This is a genomic window from Thalassospira alkalitolerans (assembly GCF_002115745.1).
GTDB lineage: Bacteria > Pseudomonadota > Alphaproteobacteria > Rhodospirillales > Thalassospiraceae > Thalassospira > Thalassospira alkalitolerans.
This window is the reverse complement of sequence record NZ_JFKB01000027.1, coordinates 1-25,997: the sequence shown is the minus strand read 5'-3', so window position 1 is coordinate 25,997 and position 25,997 is coordinate 1. Positions and strand designations below refer to the sequence as shown.

22 protein-coding genes are annotated in these 25,997 nt (G+C 52.8%); 12 read left to right on the top strand and 10 right to left on the bottom strand.

From position 1 onward, the window contains the following. Positions 1-519 precede the first annotated feature (519 nt). From TALK_RS20990 to TALK_RS20970, 5 genes are all read left to right on the top strand, one after another. Complete coding sequence (locus tag TALK_RS20990; RefSeq protein WP_085621126.1) at positions 520-1,539, top strand: amino acid ABC transporter substrate-binding protein; 1,020 nt, start codon at positions 520-522, stop codon at positions 1,537-1,539. A gap of 115 nt (positions 1,540-1,654) precedes the next feature. Beyond that, the gene (locus tag TALK_RS20985; protein ID WP_085621125.1) at positions 1,655-2,851 is read left to right on the top strand and encodes an amino acid ABC transporter permease; all 1,197 of its coding nucleotides are present in this window, start codon (positions 1,655-1,657) and stop codon (positions 2,849-2,851) included. 1 nt (position 2,852) lies between these two features. Further along, positions 2,853-3,956, top strand: a complete 1,104-nt coding sequence (locus TALK_RS20980) for an amino acid ABC transporter permease (RefSeq protein WP_085621124.1) — start codon at positions 2,853-2,855, stop codon at positions 3,954-3,956. Positions 3,957-3,973: 17 nt separating this feature from the next. Beyond that, entirely contained in the window at positions 3,974-4,762 is a 789-nt protein-coding gene (locus tag TALK_RS20975) for an amino acid ABC transporter ATP-binding protein (protein WP_085621123.1), read from the top strand. 145 nt (positions 4,763-4,907) lie between these two features. Then, the gene (locus tag TALK_RS20970) at positions 4,908-5,741 is read left to right on the top strand and encodes an ABC transporter ATP-binding protein (RefSeq protein ID WP_085621127.1); all 834 of its coding nucleotides are present in this window, start codon (positions 4,908-4,910) and stop codon (positions 5,739-5,741) included. Between the two features lie 16 nt (positions 5,742-5,757). Here the strand turns inward: TALK_RS20970 and TALK_RS20965 are convergent, their stop codons facing one another. The 3 genes from TALK_RS20965 to TALK_RS20955 form a co-directional block, all read right to left on the bottom strand. Further along, positions 5,758-6,522: a DeoR/GlpR family DNA-binding transcription regulator gene (locus tag TALK_RS20965; protein WP_085621122.1), complete on the bottom strand. Its 765-nt coding sequence runs from the start codon at positions 6,520-6,522 to the stop codon at positions 5,758-5,760. Between the two features lie 118 nt (positions 6,523-6,640). Beyond that, positions 6,641-8,236 (bottom strand): SLC13 family permease, encoded by a 1,596-nt coding sequence (locus TALK_RS20960; protein ID WP_085621121.1) that lies wholly within the window; start codon positions 8,234-8,236, stop codon positions 6,641-6,643. Between the two features lie 183 nt (positions 8,237-8,419). Continuing rightward, positions 8,420-9,334 carry a LysR family transcriptional regulator gene (locus tag TALK_RS20955; protein WP_085621120.1) on the bottom strand — a complete coding sequence of 305 codons (915 nt, stop codon included), beginning with the start codon at positions 9,332-9,334 and terminating at the stop codon, positions 8,420-8,422. Positions 9,335-9,635: 301 nt separating this feature from the next. Here TALK_RS20955 and TALK_RS20950 point away from each other — a divergent pair, with 301 nt between their 5' ends. The 6 genes from TALK_RS20950 to TALK_RS20925 are packed head-to-tail and all read left to right on the top strand — an operon-like array spanning position 9,636 to position 15,852. Continuing rightward, positions 9,636-10,847, top strand: coding sequence for an ABC transporter substrate-binding protein (locus TALK_RS20950; RefSeq protein ID WP_085621119.1), 1,212 nt, complete (start codon positions 9,636-9,638; stop codon positions 10,845-10,847). 7 nt (positions 10,848-10,854) lie between these two features. Continuing rightward, positions 10,855-11,655, top strand: coding sequence for an ABC transporter ATP-binding protein (locus TALK_RS20945; RefSeq protein WP_139833899.1), 801 nt, complete (start codon positions 10,855-10,857; stop codon positions 11,653-11,655). Continuing rightward, positions 11,648-12,358 (top strand): ABC transporter ATP-binding protein, encoded by a 711-nt coding sequence (locus TALK_RS20940; RefSeq protein ID WP_085621117.1) that lies wholly within the window; start codon positions 11,648-11,650, stop codon positions 12,356-12,358. Before TALK_RS20945 ends, TALK_RS20940 begins: the two co-directional genes overlap by 8 nt. Before the next feature lie 4 nt (positions 12,359-12,362). Then, complete coding sequence (locus TALK_RS20935) at positions 12,363-13,250, top strand: branched-chain amino acid ABC transporter permease (RefSeq protein ID WP_085621116.1); 888 nt, start codon at positions 12,363-12,365, stop codon at positions 13,248-13,250. A 1-nt stretch (position 13,251) separates the two neighbouring features. Beyond that, positions 13,252-14,238 (top strand): branched-chain amino acid ABC transporter permease, encoded by a 987-nt coding sequence (locus TALK_RS20930; protein WP_085621115.1) that lies wholly within the window; start codon positions 13,252-13,254, stop codon positions 14,236-14,238. Positions 14,239-14,247: 9 nt separating this feature from the next. Next, on the top strand, positions 14,248-15,852 hold the full coding sequence (locus TALK_RS20925; RefSeq protein ID WP_085621114.1) for a GMC family oxidoreductase: 1,605 nt from the start codon (positions 14,248-14,250) through the stop codon (positions 15,850-15,852). 86 nt (positions 15,853-15,938) lie between these two features. Here TALK_RS20925 and deoA read toward each other — a convergent pair whose 3' ends face one another. From deoA to TALK_RS20890, 7 genes are all read right to left on the bottom strand, one after another. Continuing rightward, positions 15,939-17,279, bottom strand: a complete 1,341-nt coding sequence (gene deoA / locus TALK_RS20920) for a thymidine phosphorylase (RefSeq protein WP_085621113.1) — start codon at positions 17,277-17,279, stop codon at positions 15,939-15,941. A 57-nt stretch (positions 17,280-17,336) separates the two neighbouring features. Continuing rightward, entirely contained in the window at positions 17,337-18,143 is an 807-nt protein-coding gene (locus TALK_RS20915; RefSeq protein ID WP_085621112.1) for a purine-nucleoside phosphorylase, read from the bottom strand. Beyond that, on the bottom strand, positions 18,140-18,559 hold the full coding sequence (gene cdd, locus TALK_RS20910) for a cytidine deaminase (RefSeq protein WP_085621111.1): 420 nt from the start codon (positions 18,557-18,559) through the stop codon (positions 18,140-18,142). The genes TALK_RS20915 and cdd overlap by 4 nt, the downstream gene beginning before the upstream one ends. Before the next feature lie 214 nt (positions 18,560-18,773). Further along, positions 18,774-19,745 (bottom strand): ABC transporter permease, encoded by a 972-nt coding sequence (locus tag TALK_RS20905; protein ID WP_085621110.1) that lies wholly within the window; start codon positions 19,743-19,745, stop codon positions 18,774-18,776. After that, positions 19,745-20,863, bottom strand: coding sequence for an ABC transporter permease (locus TALK_RS20900; RefSeq protein ID WP_085621109.1), 1,119 nt, complete (start codon positions 20,861-20,863; stop codon positions 19,745-19,747). Before TALK_RS20900 ends, TALK_RS20905 begins: the two co-directional genes overlap by 1 nt. Further along, positions 20,860-22,437 (bottom strand): ABC transporter ATP-binding protein, encoded by a 1,578-nt coding sequence (locus TALK_RS20895; RefSeq protein ID WP_085621108.1) that lies wholly within the window; start codon positions 22,435-22,437, stop codon positions 20,860-20,862. Before TALK_RS20895 ends, TALK_RS20900 begins: the two co-directional genes overlap by 4 nt. A 49-nt stretch (positions 22,438-22,486) precedes the next feature. Then, complete coding sequence (locus TALK_RS20890) at positions 22,487-23,482, bottom strand: BMP family lipoprotein (RefSeq protein WP_007089872.1); 996 nt, start codon at positions 23,480-23,482, stop codon at positions 22,487-22,489. Positions 23,483-24,084: 602 nt separating this feature from the next. On the opposite strand from TALK_RS20890, the gene TALK_RS20875 reads away from it, so the two are divergent. Beyond that, entirely contained in the window at positions 24,085-25,680 is a 1,596-nt protein-coding gene (locus TALK_RS20875; protein WP_085621106.1) for a bifunctional metallophosphatase/5'-nucleotidase, read from the top strand. The last annotated feature ends 317 nt before the right edge of the window (positions 25,681-25,997 follow it).

Here is a 25,997-nt window from a genome sequence, read left to right as displayed (position 1 = left end):
GCCTTTTACAACCCCCGCCGATCAGATCGGCGGGGTTTTCATTTATGCAAAACGTTAACCAGAACCGTAAATGTTTATCAACACGGCAAAAACGACGCCGAAGTCGATTCCGCACCGCAATAGAGTTTATTTTTTGAGCAATAGATAACTGTGGTCAAAAAATGCTCATTTTACCGCTGGCAACAAAAAAATTTTGGAATTTGTAGTTTCTACGATCCTGACCGCCCGAACAGGATCGCAAGCATTTGATTTGCAAGTGTTTTTACCTAAAATTTGCGATGTTATCCGCAAAAATACCTAATTTAGGCAAGGGTTAAGGCGCGGAAACAGTGTCAAATTTCGGTAACAAGCCATCGCATAAAATTTTTCAGACTTGACACATAGCGACCGAAAATTTCTTAATTTGGAGGTCTGGTAAAACCAGACGATAGGATATGCTGCTCTGGCATATTCTGGGTGGCATAAAAGTTAAGTTACCAAAGCCATAAAGAATGCTTTGCTAATGAGGGAGCTCATCTAATGAAAATCAAAACGATCCTGGCCGCTGGCGCAATGTCTGTTGCTGCCATTGCCGCGAACAATGCCCATGCGGGCGCTGTGCTTGACGGCATCAAGGCCAAAGGTTTCGTTCAGTGTGGCGTGAACACTGGCCTGCCGGGCTTCTCAGCTGCCAATGCCGAAGGCAAATGGGAAGGCATCGACGTTGACATTTGCCGTGGCATTGCTGCTGCACTTCTGGGCGACGCCAACAAGGTTCAGTACACCCCGTTGACTGCTGCACAGCGTTTCACCGCGCTGCAGTCTGGCGAAATCGATATTCTTTCGCGTAACACCACGGCGACCCTGACGCGCGACGTCAAGCTCGGCCTGACTTTCCTTGGTATCAACTACTATGATGGCCAGGGCTTCCTGATTCCGAAAGCACTGGGCGTATCCAGCGCAACGGAACTTGACGGCGCAACCGTTTGCGTCGAGCCGGGCACCACCACCGAACTCAACCTGGCCGACTACTTCCGCGCCAAAGGCATGAGCTTCGAACCGGTCGTTATCGAAAACATCAACGAAGCAACCGCTGCCTTCTTCTCGGGCCGTTGCGACGTTTACACCACGGATGCTTCGGGTCTTGCTTCGATCCGTACCACCATGGCACCGAAACCTGACGATTATGCGATTCTTCCGGAAATCATTTCCAAAGAACCGCTTGGTCCGGTTGTCGCCCAGGGTGACGAACAGTGGGCCGATATCGGTCGCTGGGCTCTGTTTGCGATGCTTGAAGCCGAAGAATTCGGTGTCACCAGTGCAAATGTCGACGAAATGAAGAGCACCACCAACCCGGGCATCCAGCGTTTGCTGGGCGTATCGCCGGGCATGGGCGAAGCTCTTGGTCTTGACGAAGAATGGGCTTACCGCATCATCAAGCAGGTCGGTAACTATGGCGAAAGCTATGAGAAAAACGTTACTGCGAAACTCGGTGTAGAGCGCGGCCTGAACGCTCTCTGGACCAATGGTGGTCTGCAGTATGCTTGGCCGGTTCGCTAATATTTAGCAACGGCTAGCACACGCCTAACGAAGCTCCGCCCCACTGCCTGAACGCATGGGCGGAGCTTTTCGTTAGGACCATACATATTGGATACAATCTACACCTGAGGGTCAGATGAGTAAGACTCAAAATGCCCCGGGGGGTGTTCGTTCCAAGACCGTCGTCGATTACCTGAATGACGAGAATGTTCGCGCAATACTTTACCAAATAATTGCGATCGGACTTGTCATATTGGCGGGCTGGTACCTGGTTTCCAATACGCTGGAAAACCTGGAACGACAAAACATCTCAACCGGTTACAGCTTCCTTGATCTGGAAGCATCGTTCGAGATCAGCGAAAGCATGATCGACTACACCGCGCAAAGCAATTATGCCTCGGCGCTTATGGTTGGATTGCTAAATACCGTAAAGGTTTCCCTGCTCGGTATAATTTTGTGTACTTTGATCGGGACAATTTTCGGGATAGCACGCCTGTCTTCGAACTGGATCGTTCGCAAGCTGGCAACGGTTTACGTTGAAACATTCCGTAACATCCCGGTGCTGTTGCAGTTGTTCTTCTGGTATGCGCTTATTCCAAACGCATTCCCGCATCCGCGCGATGCAATAGAACCCCTGCCCGGCGTCCTTCTGACATCGCGTGGCATATATTTACCGGTCCCGGTTGCTGACAATGCCTATACACTGATGGGGATTGCCGCAATCATCGCCTTTATCGCGATCTTCTTCATCAACCGCTGGGCCCGGAAACGTCAGGATGCAACCGGTCAACCGTTCCCGATGGCGATGGTTGGAATTGGTATTTTCGTTGGCTTGGTCTTTATCGCCTATCTGGCCGGTGGTGCACCGACCGAAATGGATATTCCGGCCCTGAAAGGCTTTAATATCCGTGGTGGTTACAACATTTCGCCGGAATTCATGGCGGTTCTGATTGGCCTGACGGTTTATACCTCGACCTATGTTGCCGAAGTCGTTCGTTCCGGTATTCAGGCTGTGCCGAATGGCCAGTGGGAAGCCGCCGACAGCCTTGGCATCAAACGTTCTGTTGCCCTTCGCAAGGTGATCCTGCCGCAATCCATGCGCGTCGCGATCCCGCCGCTGACCAACCAATATCTGAACCTGACCAAAAACAGCTCGCTGGCTGTTGCGGTTGGCTATCCGGATCTTGTGTCGGTTTCAAACACGACCATGAATCAGACCGGACAGGCGATCGAGGCAATTTCGATCTTCATGTCGATCTATCTTGGTCTGTCCTTGTTGACCTCGCTCTTTATGAACTGGTTCAACAAGAAAATGGCATTGGTGGAGAGGTAACATGGTAGAAACCGCAAAATTACCTCCGCGCCCGACCGGTACTTTTTCCGCCCGTGCGATTACGTGGTCGAAAAACAACCTGTTTGATGGTTGGCTTAACTCTGCCTTGACCCTTGGCGCGATTGCGCTGCTGGTCTGGCTTGTTCCGCCGCTGTTCAATTGGGCTGTTGTCAATGCAACGCTGGCCCCAACCATCGAAGGCTGTGCCGAAGTTACCGGTGCATGCTGGGGCTTTGTGAACGCCAATCTGCGCCTCATCCTGTTCGGGACCTACCCGTTCGAGGAACAATGGCGTCCGCTATTGGCGATGATTGTCCTGATGGGCATCATTTGCTTTAGCCTTGGCGGAGTTAAATATCCCTCGTTCCGCAAGGCAATCATCCCGACGTGGGTGATCGGCGTGCCGATCATCGCCATCCTGATGTGGGGCGGCATGCTGGGTCTGACATATGTTCAGAACAGCTATTGGGGTGGCCTTCCGCTGACCCTGATCCTGTCGGCAATCGGCATTATCTTTGCCTTCCCGTTTGGTCTGCTGCTGGCCCTTGGCCGTCAGTCAAACATGCCCGCCATCCGGACCCTGTCAGTGGTTTATATCGAAGTCATTCGTGGCGTACCGCTGATTACGGTGCTGTTTATGGCGTCGGTGATGTTCCCGCTGTTCCTTCCCGACGGAGTAACCATCGACAAATTGCTGCGTGCACAGATTGGTATCATTCTGTTTACCGCAGCCTATCTTGCCGAGGTCTTCCGTGGCGGTCTGCAAGCTGTGCCACGTGGCCAGTTTGAAGCCGGTGACAGCCTTGGCCTGTCCTATTGGCAGTCCATGCGTCTGATCATCCTGCCCCAGGCCTTGCGTCTGGTTATTCCGCCAACCGTCAACAGCTTCATCTCGATGCTCAAGGATACGACGCTCGTGGTCATCATTGGCCTGTTCGATTTCCTTGGCACGGTAAAGCTGGCACTTCGCAGTGATCCCGCCTGGACGAAATACTATGTCGAAGGCTATGCCTTTGCCTCGGCAATTTTCTTCCTGATCTGTTTCTCGATGGCAAAATATTCGGCCTATCTTGAAAAAGAACTCCGCAAGGGCGAGCAACGGTAAGGATAGAGGAAAAAACAATGACAGCTACACAACCACAACCAACCAATGGCGTTGTCCCTCCTCCGTCCGACGAGGAAGTGATTACCGTCAGCAAAGCCAACAAATGGTATGGCAATTTCCATGTTCTCAAGGATATTGATCTGCATGTCCGCAAGGGCGAGCGTATTGTGATCTGCGGTCCGTCCGGTTCGGGTAAATCAACCCTGATCCGCACACTCAACCGTCTTGAAACATACCAAAGCGGTGAAATCACCGTTGACGGCATTCTCCTGGGCGATGATGTCAAAAACATCGAAGCCGTACGCCGCGAAGTTTGCATGGTGTTCCAGCACTTCAACCTTTTCCCGCATATGACGGTGTTGGAAAACCTGACGCTGGCGCCGATCTGGGTTCGCAAGATGCCCAAGAAAGAAGCCACCGAACTCGGGATGCATTACCTTGAACGTGTGCGGATTGCCGAACAGGCCCATAAATTCCCGGGCCAACTTTCCGGCGGCCAGCAACAGCGTGTGGCGATTGCCCGTTCGCTGTGCATGCAACCGAAAATCATGTTGTTCGATGAACCGACCTCGGCCCTTGACCCGGAAATGGTCAAGGAAGTTCTCGACGTGATGGTTGAACTGGCCAAGGAAGGCATGACCATGTTGTGCGTGACCCACGAAATGGGCTTCGCCAAAGAGGTCGCTGATCGGGTTGTCTTTATGGATGCCGGTGAAATCGTCGAAATGGCCGGACCACACGAATTCTTTGACAATCCCAAAAGCGACCGCACCAAGCTGTTCCTCAGCCAGATTCTGTCGCATTGATCATAACGTCTTGCGGATTTCCGCAAATTGCGTGACGAAAACGGCCCTGGAAACGGGGCCGTTTTCTTTTTTGCAAATTTCAGACTTGCCCCGCGCGCGTCAAATGCCGAATATCGGCGGGAAACAGCAATGGATATCCCGACTTATGACCACGCCGTCCGCGACATCACCAAATGATCGAAACATCGCGACATCCGGTTTCATTACCGTTCAGTCCCTGACCAAAAAATTCGGGACCAATACTGCGCTCGACAATGTCAGCCTGACATTGGACAAGGGTGAAACCATGGCGATTATCGGTCCGTCGGCGGCGGGCAAAAGTGTATTGTTAAAATGTCTGGCCGGTCTTTACGGCGCCGATGGCGGCAAGATCATTCTGGGTGGTGACGATGTCAGCCAAACCAACGCCCCGGCCCGCTTCGACTGGGCAGAACGGATCGGCATGCTGTTTCAGCAAAACGCCCTGTTTGACAGCATGAAGGTTTGGGAAAATATCTGTTTTCGCCAAATCGAACGCGGCACCTTAACCCGCAAGGCCGCCAAAGAGCACGCCATTGACCTTCTGGGGCATGTTGGCCTGTCCGAAGACAGCGCGTTTTTAACGCCAAGCGACCTTTCGGGCGGCATGCAAAAACGTGTCGGTATTGCACGCGCCATTTCGACCGACCCGGAAATTCTGTTGCTGGATAACCCGACGGCGGGCCTTGACCCGGTTCTGTCGAACCATATCGAAATCATGATCAGCAAAATCGCAACCCAGCGCGGGACCACGGTGATCACCATCACCAATGACATGCATATCGCCCGTACGCGATATGCCAATCTGGTGATGATGTATGCCGGAAAAATCTATTGGGCCGGACCCACCAGCGATATAGACAACGCCCATAACGAACATCTGACCCAGATGCTAAACGGTTCGGCGCAAGGCCCGATCAGCATGCGCATGGGAAAACGCGGCGATCAAATAGTCGCCTGATCCCGATTTTCAATGTTCAGTTTACGGTATAGACTGAAAGATCGGCTTCGCGGATCACATCGCCCCAAACAGGGCCGGGATGACGGTCGGTAAACAGCGCGTCGATTTCCGATAAATGGCCAAGCCGCACCATGGCACGGCGCCCGAATTTCGATGCATCGGTGCACAAAAAGGTCTGGCGCGCATTGGAAATGATTGCGCGCGCCACCCGAACTTCGCGATAATCGAAATCCATCAGGCTGCCATCTTCATCAACGCCGGAAATCCCGACAATCGCATAATCAACTTTGAACTGGTTGATAAAATCAATCGTCGCTTCACCGATCACGCCAAAATCACGCTGGCGGACAACACCCCCGGCAATAATCACTTCAAACCCCGGATTGGCGGCACAAATCTGCGCGACATGCAGGTTATTGGTGATAATTTTCAGGCTTTTATGCGACGATAACGCACGCGCCACTTCTTCATTTGTTGTGCCGATATTGATGAATATTGATGCCCCTTCGGGAATGTGCTGCGCCACAAGCTTTGCAATTTCGCGCTTGCTGCCAAGGTTTAAAACCTGCCGATCAGTATAGGCGGTGTTTTCCGTGGTCGAAAGGCTGGCAGCCCCGCCATGATAGCGCGCAATAAGCCCTTCTTCGGCCATTTCATTGATATCGCGGCGAATGGTTTGGGGCGTCACGTCAAAATGATCGGCCAATGTATCAATGGTCATGAAGCTGTTTGTCGCCACCAGTTCCAATATCTCGCGACGGCGCCGATCAAGCTTTCCCATTCTATTTCCTTCCGCCCTGAATTTTCGTCTTTGATTGTTAATTTTCGTTACTGGTCAAAATGCTTTCTAATCAACGGCAATGCAAGCCCTGTGCACAAACAGACACACGAAAGTACAATTACCCAAACAGGATCGGCACCAGCAGAATGGAAAACAGCACCAAAAGCACTAGCCCGATCAGGTTCACAACCGCACCAGCCCGCACCATATCGCCAACTGTCAAATACCCACTGGCAAAGACAATTGCATTTGGCGGTGTCGCCACGGGCAACATAAACGCACAACTTGCGGCAAGCGCGACGGGCACGGCAAGCAATAGCGGGTCTATCCCCTCGCCAAGGGCATAGGTCGCCACCAGCGGCAAGAACGTCGCCGCGGTTGCCGTATTTGATGTCAGGTGACTGATCAGGATCACCATCGCCGCAATCAACGTAATTTGAACGAACACCGGCAAATCCGGCAACGCACCGGCATTCCCGGCAACCCATACCGCCAATCCGCTGTCATTGATCATCGCACCAAGGGCAAGACCGCCCCCGACCAAAAGCAATACCCCCCATGGCAATCGCAAGGTCGCCTTCCAGTCCAGCACATGAACATTTTCACGCGCATTCACCGGCAGGGCAAACAGCACAATCGCCGCCAGCATCGCAATCGACGCATCGCTGATCGGGAGTGCTGGCAAAGCAACCTCGATCAAAGGCCGTAAAAGCCACAGTGAGGCCGTTGCAACGAAAACTATGGCAACGGACTTCTCGCCGCGCGACATTGGCCCCAGCGTGGCAATATCGCGTTCCAGTGCGGCACATGCCGCCGCCGGAAGGTCATCTGCCTGCGGATAGACAAACCGGGTCAACACCACCCAGCACAGCACCAAAAGCACGGCAGCAAATGGAACACCCAGCACCATCCATTGCCCGAACCCAATCGCAATATCGAAATTGCTGGCAAGGTACCCCGCCAAAAGGGCATTTGGCGGCGTCCCGATCAAGGTTCCAATCCCGCCAATACTTGCCCCGAATGCAATACCAAAAAGTAATGCCATCGCGAAATTGCGCGTCGACGGGTCAAGCTGTTCTATATCCGGGTCACCGGCCTTTACAGCATCTTTTGCTTCCCCCGGCTCTGCGACAACGCCCGTCACATCCGGTGCCTTTGCTTGCTGATCTTTAAGCAGATTGATAATCGAAAGCGCAATCGGCAACATCATGGTCGCGGTTGCGGTATTGCTGACCCACATTGATAAAAATGCCGTCGCGGCAATAAAGCCGCCGACCAATGCGCGCGGGCAAAACCCGACGCGCTTTAAAATCAAAAGCGCGATCCGCCGGTGCAAATTCCACCGCTCCATCGCAATCGCAATAACGAACCCGCCCAAAAACATGAACAACAACGGATTGGCATAATGCTGCGTCACCTGCCCGACCGGGGCCAGCCCCAGCATCGGCGCCAAGGCAACCGGCACCAACGCGGTTGCCGCAATCGGAATTGCTTCTGACAACCACCAAACCGCCATCAGGGCGGCAAGTGCCGCTGCATGCCAGGCGACCATCCCCATGCCCGATGGCGGCGTCATCACCATCATCGCCACAAACACCAGAACACCACCCCAAAGCCCGATCTGACGGCGCAAGGCGCCGGGCCGTCGTGGCGATGCAGGATTGGCCCCGGTCGATGAAATCTGCAACCGGTCAATTAAGGGAAATCGGATCATTTTGGAGGTCCCGAAGATTTGAAATTTCAGCAGATTCTCTGCACTGTTTCCTTAAATTACGACAACGGGAAATCATCGCAACAAATTGATTTTTCTGTAATTACTCCGGCGATGATTATCCGCGGGGCAAGTTTCCTGTCGGATAATGAATGTCACCCAACCGTTTTGCGCATCACGTAACAATCAAACGGACTGTTCGGGAAAGCTGTTAAACCATTCTCTGGCTTCACTGGTTTCATGGCGAATGAAGTCAACCAGAGGCCGAATGCGTGTGGCGTCTATCATGTCATTGTGACAGACAAGCCAATAATCACGATGTATCGGTACCGTCTTGGGCAGAACAGCGACCAGATCATCATACATGGCCCCCATAAAACAAGGTAGCACACATAGTCCGTACCCTGCGCGACACGCCTTGAGTTGTGCGAAAATGCTGGACGTCTGATAAGACGGATGCAGCCCCGGAACAATCTCGCCCAAATAGTTCAATTCCGGGGTGAAAATCATATCCTCGATATAACCGATAAAGGGATGCCCTGCGAGATCCTCGCGCTGTTTGATCGCCCGGTTGCGCGCAAGATAATCGCGCGATGCATAAACATAAAGAATGTAACTGGAAATCTTTTCAAAATGATAGGAACCAGCTTTTGGCGTATTGAGTGAAACTGAAACATCAGCCTCACGCCGTGATAGTGAAACAATCTGTTGTATATTGATCATCTCGATGGTCAGGTTTGGATACTGACTGGCAAAATGCGGCAGCTTTTCTGCAATGAAAAAATTGCCATAGCCTTCAGGAACACTCAGCCGGATTACGCCGCTTAGGGGCAAGGCACCGTCTCCGACCACGCCAAGCATTTTGTCAGCTTCAAGAGCCATGGCTTGTGCAGGCTCCATCAACCTTTCCCCCATCGGCGTCAGGGTATAGCCCTTCGGGCTGCGCTGAAAAAGCTTCGCCCCAATGCCCTGTTCAAGCCGTTCGATCCTGCGAGCAACCGTTACGTGGCTGGTTCGCAACCGTCGTGCTGCCGATGAAAGCTTGCCTTCTTGGGCAACCGCAAGAAAGTACTGTAAATCATCCCAAGGAAACCGACGCATCCATCTTCCTGTTCATTTTTGTACAAGTATTGTCCAAATTTATATACTTGACCAGATTTCGGTCAATGTTAGCGTATGTCGCAGTCCTGAAATTAAAAATAATATCAATAATGTATATTTATTTTCAGCGGCTTAACCGGAAAAAATATGAATCTCGATTGAAACAACAAAAATGTGCAGTCAATGCACCCCCAATCATCCGGTCTGTTGCTACCGATCATATCGTTAAACGGACCGGAAGCATTATCAGATGTGCCAGCAGATACATCTGAACATACAGTTCCACCAGGGAGGAACCCAAATGAAGAAAATTGCAATTGCATCCATTGCGATTATGGCTGCCGCTGCGGCAGCATTGCCCGCACAGGCCGAAGTTTCCGACGATATCGTTAAAATTGGCATCCTGAACGATCAATCCGGCGTCTATGCCGATTTTGGCGGCACCTGGTCGTATGAAGCGGCACTGATGGCCGTCGAGGATTTTGGTGGCACCGTTCTCGATAAACCGATCGAAGTCGTGACTGCCGATCATCAGAACAAACCCGATATTGCAGCCAATATTGCCCGTCAGTGGTACGATCAGGATCAGGTTGATACGATTATGGAGCTGACAACTTCGTCAGTAGCCTTGGCCGTTCAGGGTATCTCCAAGGAAAAGAAAAAGATCGATATCGTAACCGGTGCAGCCACGACCACCTTGACTGGTGAACAATGTTCGCCCTATGGCTTCCACTGGGCTTATGACACACATGCTCTGGCAGTTGGTACTGGCGGCGCACTGGTCAACAATGGTGGTGACAGCTGGTTTTTCCTGACAGCAGATTATGCCTTTGGCTATTCGCTTGAAGAACAAACCGGTAACTTCGTCAAGGAAAACGGCGGCTCTGTGGTCGGATCTGTTCGTCATCCGCTGTCCACAACCGATTATTCCTCATTCCTTTTGCAGGCCCAGGCATCCGGCGCGAAAGTCATTGGCCTTGCCAATGCCGGGCTTGACACGGCCAATGCCATTAAACAAGCATCGGAATTTGGAATTGTTCAGAGTGGCCAGCGCCTTGCTGCCCTGCTCTTTACCCTTGCTGAAGTTCATGGCCTCGGCGCAGAAGCCGCTCAGGGTTTGTCGCTGACCGAAGGTTTCTATTGGGATCGTAACGATGAAACCCGTGAGTTCGGCAAGCGTTTCTTTGACCGTACAGGCCGCATGCCCAACATGATCCAGGCGGGCACCTATTCCGCCGTCCTGCAGTACCTTAAAGCAGTAGAGAAAACCGGAACGGATGAAACCGAAGCCGTCGCAAAGGCACTGCATGAAATGCCGGTCAACGACGTTTTTGCCAAAAACGGCAAGGTCGGTGCGAATGGCCGCATGATCTATGACATGTATCTGATGGAAGTCAAAAAGCCGGGCGACATGGCTGGTGACTGGGATTACTACAACGTTCTCGACACCGTCCCGGGCGACAAAGCTTTCATCGACCCGGCCAAAAGCGGTTGTCCTCTGGCGTCGAATTAAGAATATGATGGTTACCGGAGTTAACGAAAAACCCGGTAACCATCAAAACGAGATCGAGGCACGAGTGGTTCTTTCTGCTCGTGACCTCTGTCGCGATTTTGGTGGTTTTACCGCGGTCAATAACGTCAATCTTGACGTTCATCACGCTAAAGTGCATGCGCTGATCGGTCCGAATGGCGCAGGCAAGACAACTGTTTTCAATCTCCTGACGAAGTTCTTACAACCAACCAGCGGGAAGATCACTCTGCTGGACCACGACATTACCAAAACTTCCCCGGCCCGTGTGGCACGTATGGGATTAGTGCGGTCGTTCCAGATTTCCGCAATTTTTCCGCATCTGACGGTTCTGGAAAATATTCGCGTTGCCTTGCAACGTCCCGGTAATCTGGCGATCCAGTTCTGGTTACCGCTTGGCAAACTTGACGTTCTTAATAACCGGGCAATGGAACTTTTGGAATCTGTTGGTCTTGAGAATGAATATGACAGCCAGGCTGCCGATCTTTCCTATGGCCGCAAGCGTGTATTGGAAATTGCAACCACGCTGGCCCTTGATCCAAAAGTTCTGCTGTTAGACGAACCAATGGCAGGTATGGGCGGGGAAGACGTCAGTATGGTCGCCGAACTCATTCGTGAAGTCGCCAAAACCCGTGCGGTCCTGATGGTCGAACATAATCTGAATGTTGTGGCCGACCTGTGCGATTACATTACCGTTCTGCAGCGTGGCGAAATCCTGGCCGAAGGCGATTACGCCACGGTCAGTAACGATGAACGGGTCAAAGTCGCCTATATGGGGACAGATCATGACTGACAGACAATCGCTTCTTTCTGTGCGAGGCCTCAATGCCTGGTACGATGAAAGCCATATCCTTCACGGTGTCGACCTTGAAGTTCGTGAAGGTGAAACCGTTACCATCCTTGGCCGGAACGGTATGGGCAAGACCACCACTTTGCGCTCTATCATGGGCATTTTGCGCAAACGCACCGGTGCCATCGATTTTGACGGCAAGGACCTTATGAACAGGCCTTTGCATCATACCGCGCGGGCCGGGATCGGTTTTGTCCCCGAAGAACGCGGGATTTTCGCGACACTAAGCGTCGAAGAAAACCTGATGCTGCCGCCTATTGTGTCAAAAAACGGCATGTCGGTCGATGAAATCTACGAACTTTTCCCTAACCTTAAAGAACGGCGCAGTAGTCAGGGCACAAAACTTTCTGGCGGCGAACAGCAAATGCTTGCCATGGCACGCATGCTGCGTACCGGCGTCAAAATGCTGTTGCTCGACGAACCGACCGAAGGACTTGCTCCGGTCATCGTTCAACGTATCGGCGAGATACTGCAAACCCTGAAACAGCGCGGCATGACCATTCTGCTTGTCGAACAAAACTTTCGATTTGCCAGCAAAATTTCCGACAGATTCTATGTCATGGATCACGGTGTGGTGACAGAAGGTTTCGACGTGGCGGAACTGCCCGCCAGAATGGATACGCTACACGAAGTTCTGGGAGTATGACGCCATGATGATGATATTTGGAATTCCGATCCAGGCGTTTCTTGGCCAACTTCTGATCGGCCTGATCAATGGATCATTTTATGCCATGCTGAGCCTTGGCTTGGCGATTATTTTCGGCCTTCTTCGCGTGATCAATTTCGCGCATGGCGCACAATACATGATGGGGGCCTTTGTCGGCTTCTTGCTGTTATCGTGGATCGGTATCAATTACTGGTTGGCATTGCTGGTTGCACCGGTGATTGTTGGTATCACCGGCATCGTGATCGAACGCTTTGCCTTGCGCCGTCTTTACAATCTTGATCATCTTTACGGACTTTTATTCACCTTTGGTCTTGCCTTGGTGATAGAGGGCGGATTCCGATATGTCTATGGCTCCTCCGGGCAGCCCTACGCCACACCGGATATTCTTTCAGGCGGGGTAAATCTTGGCTTTATGTATTTGCCAATTTATCGCGGCTGGGTGGTTGTCGCATCGCTGATCGTTTGTATCGGCACATGGCTTTTGATCGAAAAGACCAAGCTTGGTGCCTATCTTCGTGCCGCAACTGAAAATCCGACACTGGTACAATCATTTGGGATCAATGTTCCGTTTCTTCTGACCCTGACATATGGGCTTGGTACCGCTTTGGCGGCATTGGCCGGCATTATGGCCGCACCGATCTATCAGGTCAGCCCGTTGATGGGATCAAACCTGGTGATCGTGGTCTTTGCCATCGTCGTTGTCGGCGGCATGGGATCAATCATGGGGGCGATTGTCACGGGCTACATGCTCGGCATCCTCGAAGGACTGACCAAGGTGTTTTACCCCGAAGCGTCAAATATCGTGATTTTTGTGATTATGGCGATCGTTCTTTTGGTCCGGCCTGCGGGTCTGTTTGGTCGGGATGTATAAAATGACTGAAATTACAATATCATCTGAAACACGCCGTCAGTCGGCAAACCGGATACAACTTGCCCTTCTTGCCGTCTTGATGATTGGCTTACTGATTGCGCCTTTCGTTCTGTATCCGGTCTTCCTGATGAAAGTCCTGTGCTTTGCCCTGTTTGCAAGCGCGTTTAATCTGCTTCTAGGCTTTACCGGACTGTTATCCTTCGGCCATGCCGCCTTTTTTGGCGGCGCAGCCTATTTCACCGCCCATGCGGTCAAGGAATGGGGGGTCCCACCCGAAGCTGGTATTCTTCTGGGGGTTGTCGGTGCCGCATTCATGGGGTTGATCATCGGATTTTTTGCAATCCGGCGTCAGGGCATTTATTTCGCGATGATCACACTGGCTTTGTCGCAGATGTTCTTTTTCTTCTGCCTGCAATCAAACTTCACCAAAGGCGAAGATGGCTTGCAGGGGGTTCCACGCGGACACCTGCTTGGCTTCATCGATCTAAGCCAGCCTTTGAACATGTATTTCTTTGTCCTGCTGGTTTTCGTGGTCGGAATATTTGCCGTATGGCGGATTGTGCATTCCCCATTTGGTATGATTCTGCGGTCCATTCGGGAAAATGAAAACCGGGCAATTTCTTTGGGCTATTCCGTCAGCCTTTATAAACTTTCTGCTTTTGTCATGTCGGCGGCTCTCGCCGGATTGGCTGGCGGTCTCAAAGCACTGGTGTTCCAATTCGCAACCCTGACCGATGTCACATGGCAAATGTCGGGCGAAGTTATTCTTATGACTTTGCTGGGTGGGATCGGAACCATATTTGGCCCGATCTTAGGGGCAACTTTTATCGTCACCTTACAGAACTACCTTTCAACAACCGGCTTCCCCGTCACAGTCATTACCGGGATTATTTTCATTATATGCGTATTGTTGTTCCGCCGAGGAATAGTCGGGGAATTCAACGCATCACGCCTTGCTGCCAAGCTGGGCTTTCGGTCCAAAAACTAGGGGAGCAGAATGACGAGCCAACAATTCGACTATATCATCGTCGGTGCCGGATCGGCCGGATGCACCCTTGCCAACCGCTTGTCGGAAATGGATGACGCCAATGTCCTGCTGCTTGAAGCAGGCGGCAAGGATACCAACCCATGGATCCATATTCCGGTTGGCTATCTGTATTGCATTGGCAATCCGAATGTCGATTGGTGCTTCAAGACCGAAAACGAAGCCGGGTTAAACGGTCGCTCGCTTGGCTATCCACGCGGCAAGGTTCTGGGCGGATGTTCATCGATTAACGGCATGATCTATATGCGCGGTCAGGCCAATGATTATGATCAATGGCGCCAATCGGGGTGTGATGGCTGGGGCTGGGATGATGTTCTGCCGCATTTCAAAAAATCCGAAGATTATTATCAGGGCGCGGATGATTTGCATGGATCGGGCGGTGAATGGCGGGTTGAACAGGCACGCATCCGCTGGGAAATCCTTGACGCCTTTCAGGATGCCGCCGAACAGGCCGGCATTCCCAAGATTGCCGATTTCAATCGCGGCAATAACGAAGGATCAAGCTATTTCGCGGTTAACCAGAAGCGCGGCATTCGCTGGAACACGTCAAAGGCATTTTTGAAACCGGCCTTGTCACGCAAGAACCTTGAACTGCGCACCCATGCACAGGTTCGCCGCCTGATCATTGAAAATGGTCGTGTTACTGGCGTCGAATATGATCGCGATGGCCAAACCGAAACCATCCACGCCAATCGCGAAGTCATCCTTTCTGCCGGATCGGTCGGATCACCGCATATCCTTGAACTATCGGGGATTGGTCGCGGTGACATCCTGCAAAAACACGGTATTGACGTTACCCATGAAAGCCCGCAGGTCGGTGAAAACTTGCAAGATCACCTTCAACTGCGCTGCGCATTCAAGGTTACCGGCATTCGGACCTTGAACGAAAAAGCCACCAGTCTGTTGGGCAAGGCCGGGATCGCCTTGGAATATCTGTTCAATCAGTCTGGCCCGATGTCGATGGCCCCCAGCCAGCTCGGCATTTTCACCAAATCCGATGCGTCATATGAAACGCCGAACCTGCAATATCATGTTCAGCCCCTGTCGCTGGAAAAATTCGGCGATCCGGTGCATCCCTTCCCGGCCTTTACCGCAAGTGTCTGTAACCTGCGCCCGCAAAGCCGGGGCAGCATCCATTTGAAATCTGCCGATTTCCACGACCAACCGGCGATTGCCCCAAATTACCTAAGTGCCGATGCCGACAAAAAAGTCGCCGCAGATTCTATCCGCCAAACCCGTATGATTGCGGGTCAACCCGCCCTTGCTCCCTATCAGCCGACCGAATTCAAACCCGGCCCATCTTATGAGAGCGAAGACGATCTGGTCCGTGCCGCAGGCGACATCGGCACCACGATCTTTCACCCTGTCGGCACATGCCGCATGGGATCGGATCCAGCATCGGTTGTCGACCCGCAATTGCGTTTTCGCGGGCTTGATGGCCTTCGCATTGTCGATGCATCGATCATGCCGACGATTACATCAGGCAACACCAATTCCCCAACCATCATGATTGCGGAAAAGGCCGCTGCCATGATTACTGCCGCCGCACGCGGCTAGGATTTGGGCCTAAATTATCGACATACAAACGAAAAAGCCGGGCAGTCACCCTGCCCGGCTTTTTCGTCATTATTCCAAATCCCTGATTACCCTTTGATACCGGCAACAACCCGTTCACGCACCGCTGCCGCCGAACCGGTTTCCGCGATCTCACCATCACCAATGACAATTGCATCACGCAACAACGCGGTAACATCGTCAAGCTGGGCCTGATCGCGAATATGGGCGGTGCAAAGCGGTGATTCCGCTGAAACGGTCTGTCCGACCTTGATGAAATCGCTAAAGCCAACGGCAAAGTCGATTTTTTGATCGGCGCGCGTCCGCCCACCTTTAAGGGCGACAAGGGCCAAACCAACCTTGCGGGCATCCATCGAAACAACCCGACCCGTCTTGACCGAAGTAATCGGTTTGATCATCGGTGCGACTTCAAGATGCTTGGCGGTGTTTTCTATAAAATCAGTCGGACCGCCAAGGGCGGATACCATCTTGCCAAACACCTCGGCGGCCTTGCCTGATGTCAGGGCATCACTTGCCATTCTCAGGCCTTCGGCAACATCGCCCGCCACACCGGTCAATGAAAGCATTTCTGCGGCCAATGCCATCGTCACGTCATAGACGCGCTGTTCCTGATGTTTGCCGGTCAGAAAATCAACCGCTTCATGCATTTCAAGTGCGTTGCCAACCGTATCACCCAAAACCTGTTCCATATCGGTCAAAAGGGCTGTGGTTGGCACCCCGTTTCGGGTTGCGACCTCGGTGATGCTTTCGGCTAATTCACGCGCACGGTCATATTCATTCATGAATGCACCCGACCCGAATTTGACATCCATCACCAATGCATCAAGCCCCGCGGCCAGTTTTTTCGACAGGATCGATGCGGTGATCAACGGAATGCTTTCAACCGTCGCGGTGACATCGCGAATACCATAAAACCGCTTGTCCGCCGGGGCCAGATCGGCCGTTTGGCCAATAATCGCGCAACCAACTTCACGGGTGACCTTGGCAAATTCTTCCAATGTCGGCGCGGTACGATATCCGGGGATCGAATCAAATTTATCCAGCGTCCCGCCCGTATGGCCAAGGCCACGCCCCGAAATCATCGGCACGAACGCCCCGCAGGCGCCCACAATCGGGCCCAGCATCAAACTGACCTTATCCCCAACCCCACCGGTCGAATGCTTGTCGACCACCGGCCCGTCAAGACCAAGTGCCTTCCAATCCAGAACAGTGCCAGAATCACGCATATTGCGCGTCAATGCCGCCCGTTCATCCATGGTCATGCCGTTAAAGAATACCGACATGGCAAAGGCCGCAACCTGCCCCTCGGTTATGCTTTCATCGGCAATGCCTTTGACGAAAAAGGCAATCTCGGCATCACTCAGAACGTCGCCTTCACGTTTACGGCGAATAATTTCCTGCGGCAGCATCTGCTGTCTCCTGCACGCTTATCATTAAATTGGTTTTCTAATCCGGTCAGTCAGGCTTTACGCGTCGCTTGAAAAATAACGCAGCAAGATCTTGATCAGATTTGCCGATCCTTCTTGCGCCATTTCAAGTGTCTGTTCGTGGCTAAGCGGGGTCGAACTCATCCCGGCTGCCAGATTGGTAATGTTTGATATCGCAGCAACCCGAAATCCCAGACGCCGCGCCAGAATATTTTCCGGCACAGTCGACATGCCAACCGCATCCGCCCCCAGAACCTTAAGGGCGCGAATTTCCGCCGGGGTTTCAAAGCTTGGCCCGGTGCACCAGCAATAAGTTCCCTCAAACAGCGCAATCCCCAATTCGGCGGCGGTATTTTTCAAGCCCGATCCAATTGCCGGATCATAGGGGATATCCATGCCAACAAAGCGGTCATCCCCCTGATAACCGATCAACGGATTTGGCCCGAACAGGCTGATATGATCGATAATCAGCATCAAATTACCCGGTGTCGCCTCTGGCACAAGCGACCCTGCTGCATTGGTCAGGATCAAACGATCCGCCCCCAGTTCACGCAGGGTTTCAAGTGGCTCGTTCATCAGATCGGAACGGCCATGCTCGTAATAATGCGCCCGGCCCTGCATAACGGCGACCGAAACACTACCAATCCGGCCCAGCACCAGTTGCCCGCCATGGCCCGCCACGGTTGGTTTCGGAAACCCCGGCAAATCGGTATAGGTGATTTTGATCGCATCGCTGACGGCATCAACAACACCGCCCAGACCACTGCCCAAAACCAATGCGACCTCGGCTTTAAAACCAGGCGCCTTGGCGGCAATAATATCAAGGGCTGCTTTGACATTGCTCATTTCAAATTCTCCGGTCCAAAGGAATGGGGAATAAGTTCTTCGCGTGACAGGGTCAAAAGCGTTTTACCCGCGTCATTGATAATATAAATCGTTGCATCCGATTCGGTAAATTCGCGGATTTTCTGACGGCACCCACCGCACGGCGTGCAGGCAACATCGCCAAGGCCAACGACAACGATTTCATCAAATCTGGTTTCACCCGAAAGTACCATGGCCGAAATCGCCCCGGCTTCGGCACAGACACCTTCCGGATAGGCGGCATTTTCGACATTGCAACCGGCAATGATCTGGCCGTTTTCGGTCCGAAGTGCGGCACCGACATGGAATTTCGAATAAGGCGCATAGGCCTTGTCACGCGCAGCAAGTGCTGCATCAATTAAATCGCGCGGTGCCTGGGATGCCGTTTGCGATGTCATGTGTTTTTTCCTGTCTGGCCTGCCAATATTGGCGGCAGGTTCATTCTATATGTCGTGATCGACCGTGATCTTGCCAATGACAATTTCGGTACGCGCACCATCCGCGCCTCCCGCCATCACAGGCATGATCAGGTCCATGTGAAAATCGTCAAATGCGTATCAGCCGCGCATCGACATGGCCCAAAATCCTGAAAAATCGCTGATCAAATCGGGATCAGCGTTCCTTTACATAAGGACGGCCCAGCGATTTTGGCGGAATGGCCCGACCAATAAACCCGGCCAGCAAGATGACTGTCAGCACATAGGGCAATGCCTGTACCAATTGCACCGGCACCTCGCCGATACCGGGCAAAACAACGCCCTGCATACGGGTGGCGGCAGCATCAAGGAAGCCAAACAACAGGCACGCAAACAATGCCGGGAACGGGCGCCATTTGCCAAACACCATCGCGGCCAACGCGATATACCCCTTGCCCGCCGTCATATCCTGCAAAAACGATGCGCCCTGTGCCGTCGAAAGATACGCACCTGACATACCAACCAGCACACCACTACACATCACCGCGCGATAGCGCATGGCAATAACGCCGATGCCTGCGGTATCAACCGCCCCCGGGTTTTCACCAACAGCCCGCAAACGCAGGCCAAACCGCGTGCGATACATCACCCACCACGCGGCTGGAACCGCAAGGAACGCGATATAAACAAGAATATTATGCCCGCTTAGCAACTCGGAATACAGCGATCCCAGGATCGGCACATCGGCAACCGCATCCGCCCCCGGAAGCGTGATCGGCTGGAACCGTGATCCATGATCAAGCGACGGCGTTTTCCCGCCTTGTGCAAACAACGCAATCCCGACAAGGGCTGTCAGGCCCGACATCAGGATATTGATCGCCATGCCCGATACCACCTGATTGCCCTTATGGGTAATGCAGGCAAAACCATGCAACAATGACAGGCTAACCGTGGTCGCAATCGCGGCCAGCAATCCAATCCACGGATTACCGGCATAATACGCCACAGTTGCCGCCGAAAACGCCCCGCCCAGCATCATGCCTTCAAGCGCCAGATTGATCGTGCCCGACCGTTCGGAAAACATCCCGGCCAAGGCTGCCAAAATCAGCGGGGTCGATGTACGAAGCGTCGCATCCAGCAGCAGGATAACCAGTTCGAAATTATCCATTATGCTGCCTCCTGCCCATGACGGCGCAAATGCCACGCCATATAAATCTTGGTCACACGCGGGCGGAACATATGTTCCATCGCACCGGTAAACAGGATCACAAGCCCCTGAATGACCACAACCATGTCATTGGAAATCGTCGGAATTTCAAAGCTAAGCTCCGCACCGCCCTGATACAGCATGCCAAACAGCAACGCCGACAAAAAGATGCCAAACGGATGGTTGCGCCCCATAAGCGCCACTGCAATCCCGACAAAGCCATACCCGGCCGTGAAATCAATCAACAGACGGTGCTGAACCCCCATGACCTCATTCAAGGCCATGAACGACGACAGCGCCCCGGAAATCATCATCGCCATGATGATGTAACGCCCCGGTTCTATCCCGGCATAGGTCGCGGCAACCGCATTCGCCCCCACCGTTCGGATCGCATATCCCCAACGGGTATGCCAAATGAACAGCCAGACCAGAACACTGCAAATCAGCGCATAAACGAACGAAAGATTTAGCGGACTTCTGGCAATTTCAATGCCAAGGCTTGCCGCCATATCATGGATAAACGGCAATCGCAGATGTTCGGCAATCTGTTTGCTTTCCGGGTTCATTGACCCTTGCGGGCGCAAAACATTGACCAGCAGATAAACCATCAACGACGACGCAATGAAATTGAACATGATCGTCGTAATCACAACATGCGATCCACGACGGGCCTGCAAATAAGCCGGGATATAGGCCCAAGCCGCCCCGAACGCGGTTGCGGCCAAAATGGCAACAATCATCATGATCGGGAAGGGCAGGAAATCAAGGTAAAGGGCCGCCAAAATAACGCCAAGGCCACCGACATAGGCCTGCCCCTCGGCACCGATATTGAACAATCCGCAATGGAATGCGACGGCAAAGGCCAGCCCGGTAAAGATAAAGTTCGTGGTGTAATAAAGCGTATAGCCCCACGCCTCTTCATAACCAAATGCGCCATAAAGCAGGATTTCGACCACTTCACTTGGGCTTTCCCCAATCGCCAGAACGACAAGTCCCGACACGGCCAGCGCCAGCAACAGATTAATAACCGGCAACACACCGACATCAATCCAGCGGGGCAGTTGAACGGTATCGTTCATACGTGATGGCCCTCCGCTGATTTGGCTTCATTGGGGGCAACCCCGGCCATCATCAGCCCCAGAACCCGTTCATTTGCATCCGCAGCGGCAACTTCACCGATGATGGATCCGTTACACATCACCAGTATGCGGTCGGCAAGAGACATGATTTCGTCCAGTTCCACGGATACCAGCAAGACAGCCTTGCCCGCATCGCGCATGGCAACAATACGTTTGTGAATGAATTCGATGGCACCGATATCGACACCACGGGTCGGCTGACCAACCAAAAGCAATTCCGGGTCGCGCATCATTTCACGCGCCAGAACCAGTTTTTGCTGGTTCCCACCCGAAAAATTGGCCGCCTTAAGGTTTGGATCATTCGGTCGCACATCAAATTCCGACATCATATGTTCGGTCGCATCCGCAATCGCATGCCAGTTCAGGAAAATCCCCTTCTGATAGGCGGGGTCATCCTCATAACCAAGGATCGCGGCTTCCTTGGCAGAAAACCCCGTGACCATTGCCATGCGATGGCGATCTTCTGGCACATGCGCGACACCACGATGACGCAATTCGGCCGCATCAACACCATGCCCCGGTGTGACGTCCTGACCATTAAACAAAACCTGTCCTTCGGTCACCGGACGAATGCCGCCCAAGGCTTCCAAAAGTTCGCTTTGACCATTGCCCGAAACCCCGGCAATGCCGACGATTTCACCGGCACGGACGGTAAAGCTCGCATTTTTGACCTTGCGCACGCCCTGTAGGGTATCAACGCACAGATTATCGACCTCAAGAACAATTGCCGCCGGGGCGGCTTCGCCCTTTTCGATATGCAGCAAAACCTTGCGGCCCACCATCAATTCGGAAATTTCTTCGGGGCTGGTTTCGGCCGTCTTGCGATGCGCGACCATTTCGCCTTGGCGCATCACCGAAACATTATCGGTGGCGGCCATGATTTCACGCAATTTATGGGTGATAAGGACGACCGTCTTGCCCTGTTCTTTCAGGGTTTCAAGAATACGGAACAAATGGTCCGCCTCCTGCGGGGTTAAAACCCCGGTCGGTTCATCCAGGATCAGGATTTCAGCACCGCGATAAAGCGCCTTTAAAATTTCAACGCGCTGCTGTGCGCCAACCGACAATTCGCCGACAATGGCATCGGGATTAACGTCAAGCGCGTATTCGCGCTCCAAACGTTTAAGCTCCTCACGCGCACGGTCGACACCGGCGCGAAGCACAGCCCCGCCTTCGACACCAAGAATGACGTTTTCAAGAACCGTAAAGGTTTCAACCAGCATAAAGTGCTGATGCACCATGCCAATTCCAAGGGCAATGGCATCTTCCGATCCCTTGATGACACAAAGTTTGCCATCAACATGGATCGTGCCGCCATCGGCCTGATAAAATCCGTACAGAATGCTCATCAAGGTCGATTTCCCTGCACCGTTTTCGCCAACGATGCCGTGAATCGTGCCTTTTTCAACCCTAAGATCGATTGATTTATTGGCGTGTACCGCTCCGAACCGCTTGTCTATGCCACGCAGTTCAATAGCGGGTTGCACGGCACCGGTTTCCCCGGCGCCGTGCATTTGATGTATCGTATCCGACACTACAAATCCCCGGTTTTTCTTTGCTGCCTTACATTGGGCAGGCGCTGTCGCTCATATAGTCATGCACTGCAAGCGACCCCGAAGTAATTTCTTCGGTTGCCTTTGCAACAGCGGCTTTCATGTCATCGGTGATGAGTTTGTCGTTGTTCTCGTCGCGTGCCCAGTCAACACCGCCTTCGGCCAGACCAAGAACACTAACACCCGGTTTCCAGGTGTCATTAGCCGCATCTTCAAATGCTTCATAGACAGCAACGTCAACACGTTTAAGCATCGAAGTCAGAACCGATCCCGGATGCAGGGCATTCTGGTTAGAGTCAACACCAATGCCCAACTTGCCAGCATCAGCCGCTGCCTGAAGAACGCCAACGCCGGTACCGCCCGCCGCGTGATAAACAACATCCGCACCACGATCGAACTGCGATTTGGCAAGTTCGCCGCCTTTTACCGGATCGTTCCAGGCCGCCCCCGTGGTGCCGGTCATATTCTGAAAGATTTCCGCATTCGGATTGGCGTATTTAACGCCCTGTACGTAACCACAGGCAAATTTACGGATCAGCGGAATGTCCATGCCACCGATGAAACCAACCTTGCCGGTTTCAGACGCCATGGCGGCCAGAATACCAACCAGGAACGATCCTTCGTGTTCTTTAAAGACCACGGACTGAACGTTCGGCAGATCAACAACCATGTCGATAATGGTGAACTTGGTTTCCGGGAATTCCTTGGCAACTTTTTCAAGGGCGGATGCCTGCGAGAAACCAATCGCCACAATCGGGCTCATGCCGCGGCGGGCAAAATTGCGCATCGCCTGTTCGCGCTGCGAATCATTCTGGATTTCGAAATCGCGATACTCGGTCCCTTTGTCGGCCTTGTATTTCTCGGCACCGTTATATGCGCCCTGGTTAAACGAACGGTCAAAACGCCCGCCCATGTCATAAACGACGGCCGGCTTGATTTCGGCGGCGGTAGCTACCCCTGCATAGCAAGCAGCAGCCGCGACCATGGTGGTCAGAAGCTTTTTCATTCCGATGCCCTTCTATTGCTTGATTCTCTTTTATATCCCGCCAGCGCCCTTAACCGGCGGAACTCCCTCATCGAAAAAACTGTCCATGCAGCAGCATCACATGTCGTCCCTTCTATCGGGGCGCTATCCGTGCACCTCTGCTGCAGAATGTCTATGGTAACTACAAAATGTAGTGCTCTGTAAATAGCAGACCCTATGCGACGCACACATATCCTGTCCATTTGGTCAAAAATCATTCTACTCCGGCGTGCCAATTTGGGGTCTATCTGCGGGGTTTCCCTTAGTTTTTAGCCACAGGGGTGGTGCCAGGATTTCATCATCAACCAATACCATTTCCAAAAGAAATTCATGTTTCCGGTTCACGTATTTTCTGTAATCGCGCCAATGCCCGCCGAAAACCTGTGGATTCCGATTCTGCATTGCCCCGCATTCCGGCTTTTAAATCCGGCGCACAGCGTCGCGATAATTTAACCCACCGGTCATCAACACGGCGTACCCCGATCAGAATTTTGATGTTAGGATCACAGGTGTTCAGGCATTTGACTTTTCGTGCCACGCCGGGTCGTGGGACCCCGACGATGTGACCTTTTTGGGAGATCAAAATGAAACGGAAGATTGCCGGGCTGCTTTCGGCCTGTACCATGCTGACATTTAGTGCCGGTTCGGCACTTGCGGATTATGATCTGCGCATCCTGCATACCAATGACGTTCACGACCGCGTCGAATCGGTTACCAAATACAACAATACCTGTGAGCCCGAAGACGATGCCGCAGGCAAATGTTTTGGCGGCTATGCCCGCCTGGCAACCGCCATTCGCGACAATCGCGCCATGGGCGGCAATGTTTTGGTTCTTGATGGCGGCGATCAGTTTCAGGGGTCGCTTTATTATTCGACCTACAAGGGCGAACTGACCGCCGAACTGATGGCAATGGCCGGTTATGACGCCATGACCATCGGGAACCATGAATTTGATGATGGCCCCGAAGTCCTTGCCGCCTTTATCAAGGCCAGCAAAATTCCGGTCCTGTCGGCCAATGTCAAACCGCTTGGCGGGTCGGGTCTTGAAGGTTTCATCAAACCCGACAGCATCATTGAAGTCGGCGGCGAAAAAATCGGTCTGATCGGCATCACCACCGAAGAAACCCCCGACATTTCAAGCCCGGGCGATCATGTTGCGGTCACGGATTCCGAAATGGCGCTGCGCTATTCGGTGGCGCGCTTACGTCTTAAAGGCATCAACAAGATCATCGTCATGAGCCATTCCGGGTCATACAAAGATTTTGAACTGGCCAAAACCGTTTCCGGCATCGACGTCATCGTTGGCGGCCATGACAATCAGCTGTTTTCCAACACCAATGAAAAAGCCAACTATCCCTATCCAGTGGTCGAAACCGCCCCGGATGGCAAACCGGTTCTGGTGGTTCAGGCCTATGCCTATAGCCGCTATCTCGGCGCGCTAGAAGTCACCTTTGACGATGATGGTGTCGCGAAGGCATGGTCGGGGGAACCGATCACCCTTGATGCCAGCATCAAACCGGCCGAAGACGTCCTGGCAAAAATCGCCAAGGTCAGTGGTGCAGTTGACAAAGTTCGCACCCTTGAAGTCGGAAGCTTTACCGCCCCGGCCGATGGATCGCGCGAAACCTGCCGCGCGATGGAATGTTCGATGGGGTCGCTTATTGCCGATGCCATGCTGTGGAAAGCTGGCGAAGGCTACCAAATCGCCATCCAGAACGGCGGCGGCATCCGCGCCAGCATCGATGAAGGTACGGTCACCATGGGCGAAGTCCTGACGGTACTGCCCTTCCAAAATGCCTTGGCGACCTTCAAGCTTTCGGGTGCTGATGTCGTCGCATCGCTTGAACATGGTGTGTCGATGGTGGCCGAGGGCAAAGGCCAGTTCCCACAGGTTTCCGGCCTGAAATTTGATCTGGATCTGAATGCCCCGGTCGGATCGCGCGTTTCAAACGTAATGGTCAATGAAAATGGCAGTTTTGCGCCGATTGATGCCCGCAAAACCTATGGCGTGGTATCGAACGACTTCATGCGTAATGGCGGCGATGGATATGCCCTGTTCCGTGACAAGGCCACCGATGTCTATGATTTCGGTCCGAACCTTGAACAGGCGGTTGCCGATTATATCGGCATGAATTCACCGCTAAGCCCAATGACCCATGATCGCATCAAGATAAAATAACCCGTCATTCCAGACGGTATAAGCACAGGGCGGCACAGCGTTAATCACTGTGCCGCCTCAGACTGATGACAAAGTCTAATCCTCAAAAATTCAGCCAAGATTCACGAGACGTTCCAGATTCAAAACAGGAACAAACCAGAGTCAAATGGTGTTTTGGGTAACTGAAAACCCCCTGCCTTAAAAAAGCAGGGGGTTTATCAGCACTCTGGGGCGGCACAGCGTTAATCACTGTGCCGCCTTTTTTGTTTTGCTTGCCATCAATAAGCGCCGCGGCTTATGACTTGGCGCTAGGCGGTGTTTACATTCAGGATTCCCAT

What these genes read in the sequence shown, in the direction of transcription:
- TALK_RS20990 (WP_085621126.1), top strand. Translation starts at nt 520, where the DNA reads ATGAAAATCAAAACGATCCTGGCCGCTGGCGCAATGTCTGTTGCTGCC.
- TALK_RS20985 (WP_085621125.1), top strand. Translation starts at nt 1,655, where the DNA reads ATGAGTAAGACTCAAAATGCCCCGGGGGGTGTTCGTTCCAAGACCGTC.
- TALK_RS20980 (WP_085621124.1), top strand. Translation starts at nt 2,853, where the DNA reads ATGGTAGAAACCGCAAAATTACCTCCGCGCCCGACCGGTACTTTTTCC.
- TALK_RS20975 (WP_085621123.1), top strand. Translation starts at nt 3,974, where the DNA reads ATGACAGCTACACAACCACAACCAACCAATGGCGTTGTCCCTCCTCCG.
- TALK_RS20970 (WP_085621127.1), top strand. Translation starts at nt 4,908, where the DNA reads ATGACCACGCCGTCCGCGACATCACCAAATGATCGAAACATCGCGACA.
- TALK_RS20965 (WP_085621122.1), bottom strand. Translation starts at nt 6,522, where the DNA reads ATGGGAAAGCTTGATCGGCGCCGTCGCGAGATATTGGAACTGGTGGCG.
- TALK_RS20960 (WP_085621121.1), bottom strand. Translation starts at nt 8,236, where the DNA reads ATGATCCGATTTCCCTTAATTGACCGGTTGCAGATTTCATCGACCGGG.
- TALK_RS20955 (WP_085621120.1), bottom strand. Translation starts at nt 9,334, where the DNA reads ATGCGTCGGTTTCCTTGGGATGATTTACAGTACTTTCTTGCGGTTGCC.
- TALK_RS20950 (WP_085621119.1), top strand. Translation starts at nt 9,636, where the DNA reads ATGAAGAAAATTGCAATTGCATCCATTGCGATTATGGCTGCCGCTGCG.
- TALK_RS20945 (WP_139833899.1), top strand. Translation starts at nt 10,855, where the DNA reads ATGGTTACCGGAGTTAACGAAAAACCCGGTAACCATCAAAACGAGATC.
- TALK_RS20940 (WP_085621117.1), top strand. Translation starts at nt 11,648, where the DNA reads ATGACTGACAGACAATCGCTTCTTTCTGTGCGAGGCCTCAATGCCTGG.
- TALK_RS20935 (WP_085621116.1), top strand. Translation starts at nt 12,363, where the DNA reads ATGATGATGATATTTGGAATTCCGATCCAGGCGTTTCTTGGCCAACTT.
- TALK_RS20930 (WP_085621115.1), top strand. Translation starts at nt 13,252, where the DNA reads ATGACTGAAATTACAATATCATCTGAAACACGCCGTCAGTCGGCAAAC.
- TALK_RS20925 (WP_085621114.1), top strand. Translation starts at nt 14,248, where the DNA reads ATGACGAGCCAACAATTCGACTATATCATCGTCGGTGCCGGATCGGCC.
- deoA (WP_085621113.1), bottom strand. Translation starts at nt 17,279, where the DNA reads ATGCTGCCGCAGGAAATTATTCGCCGTAAACGTGAAGGCGACGTTCTG.
- TALK_RS20915 (WP_085621112.1), bottom strand. Translation starts at nt 18,143, where the DNA reads ATGAGCAATGTCAAAGCAGCCCTTGATATTATTGCCGCCAAGGCGCCT.
- cdd (WP_085621111.1), bottom strand. Translation starts at nt 18,559, where the DNA reads ATGACATCGCAAACGGCATCCCAGGCACCGCGCGATTTAATTGATGCA.
- TALK_RS20905 (WP_085621110.1), bottom strand. Translation starts at nt 19,745, where the DNA reads ATGGATAATTTCGAACTGGTTATCCTGCTGCTGGATGCGACGCTTCGT.
- TALK_RS20900 (WP_085621109.1), bottom strand. Translation starts at nt 20,863, where the DNA reads ATGAACGATACCGTTCAACTGCCCCGCTGGATTGATGTCGGTGTGTTG.
- TALK_RS20895 (WP_085621108.1), bottom strand. Translation starts at nt 22,437, where the DNA reads ATGCACGGCGCCGGGGAAACCGGTGCCGTGCAACCCGCTATTGAACTG.
- TALK_RS20890 (WP_007089872.1), bottom strand. Translation starts at nt 23,482, where the DNA reads ATGAAAAAGCTTCTGACCACCATGGTCGCGGCTGCTGCTTGCTATGCA.
- TALK_RS20875 (WP_085621106.1), top strand. Translation starts at nt 24,085, where the DNA reads ATGAAACGGAAGATTGCCGGGCTGCTTTCGGCCTGTACCATGCTGACA.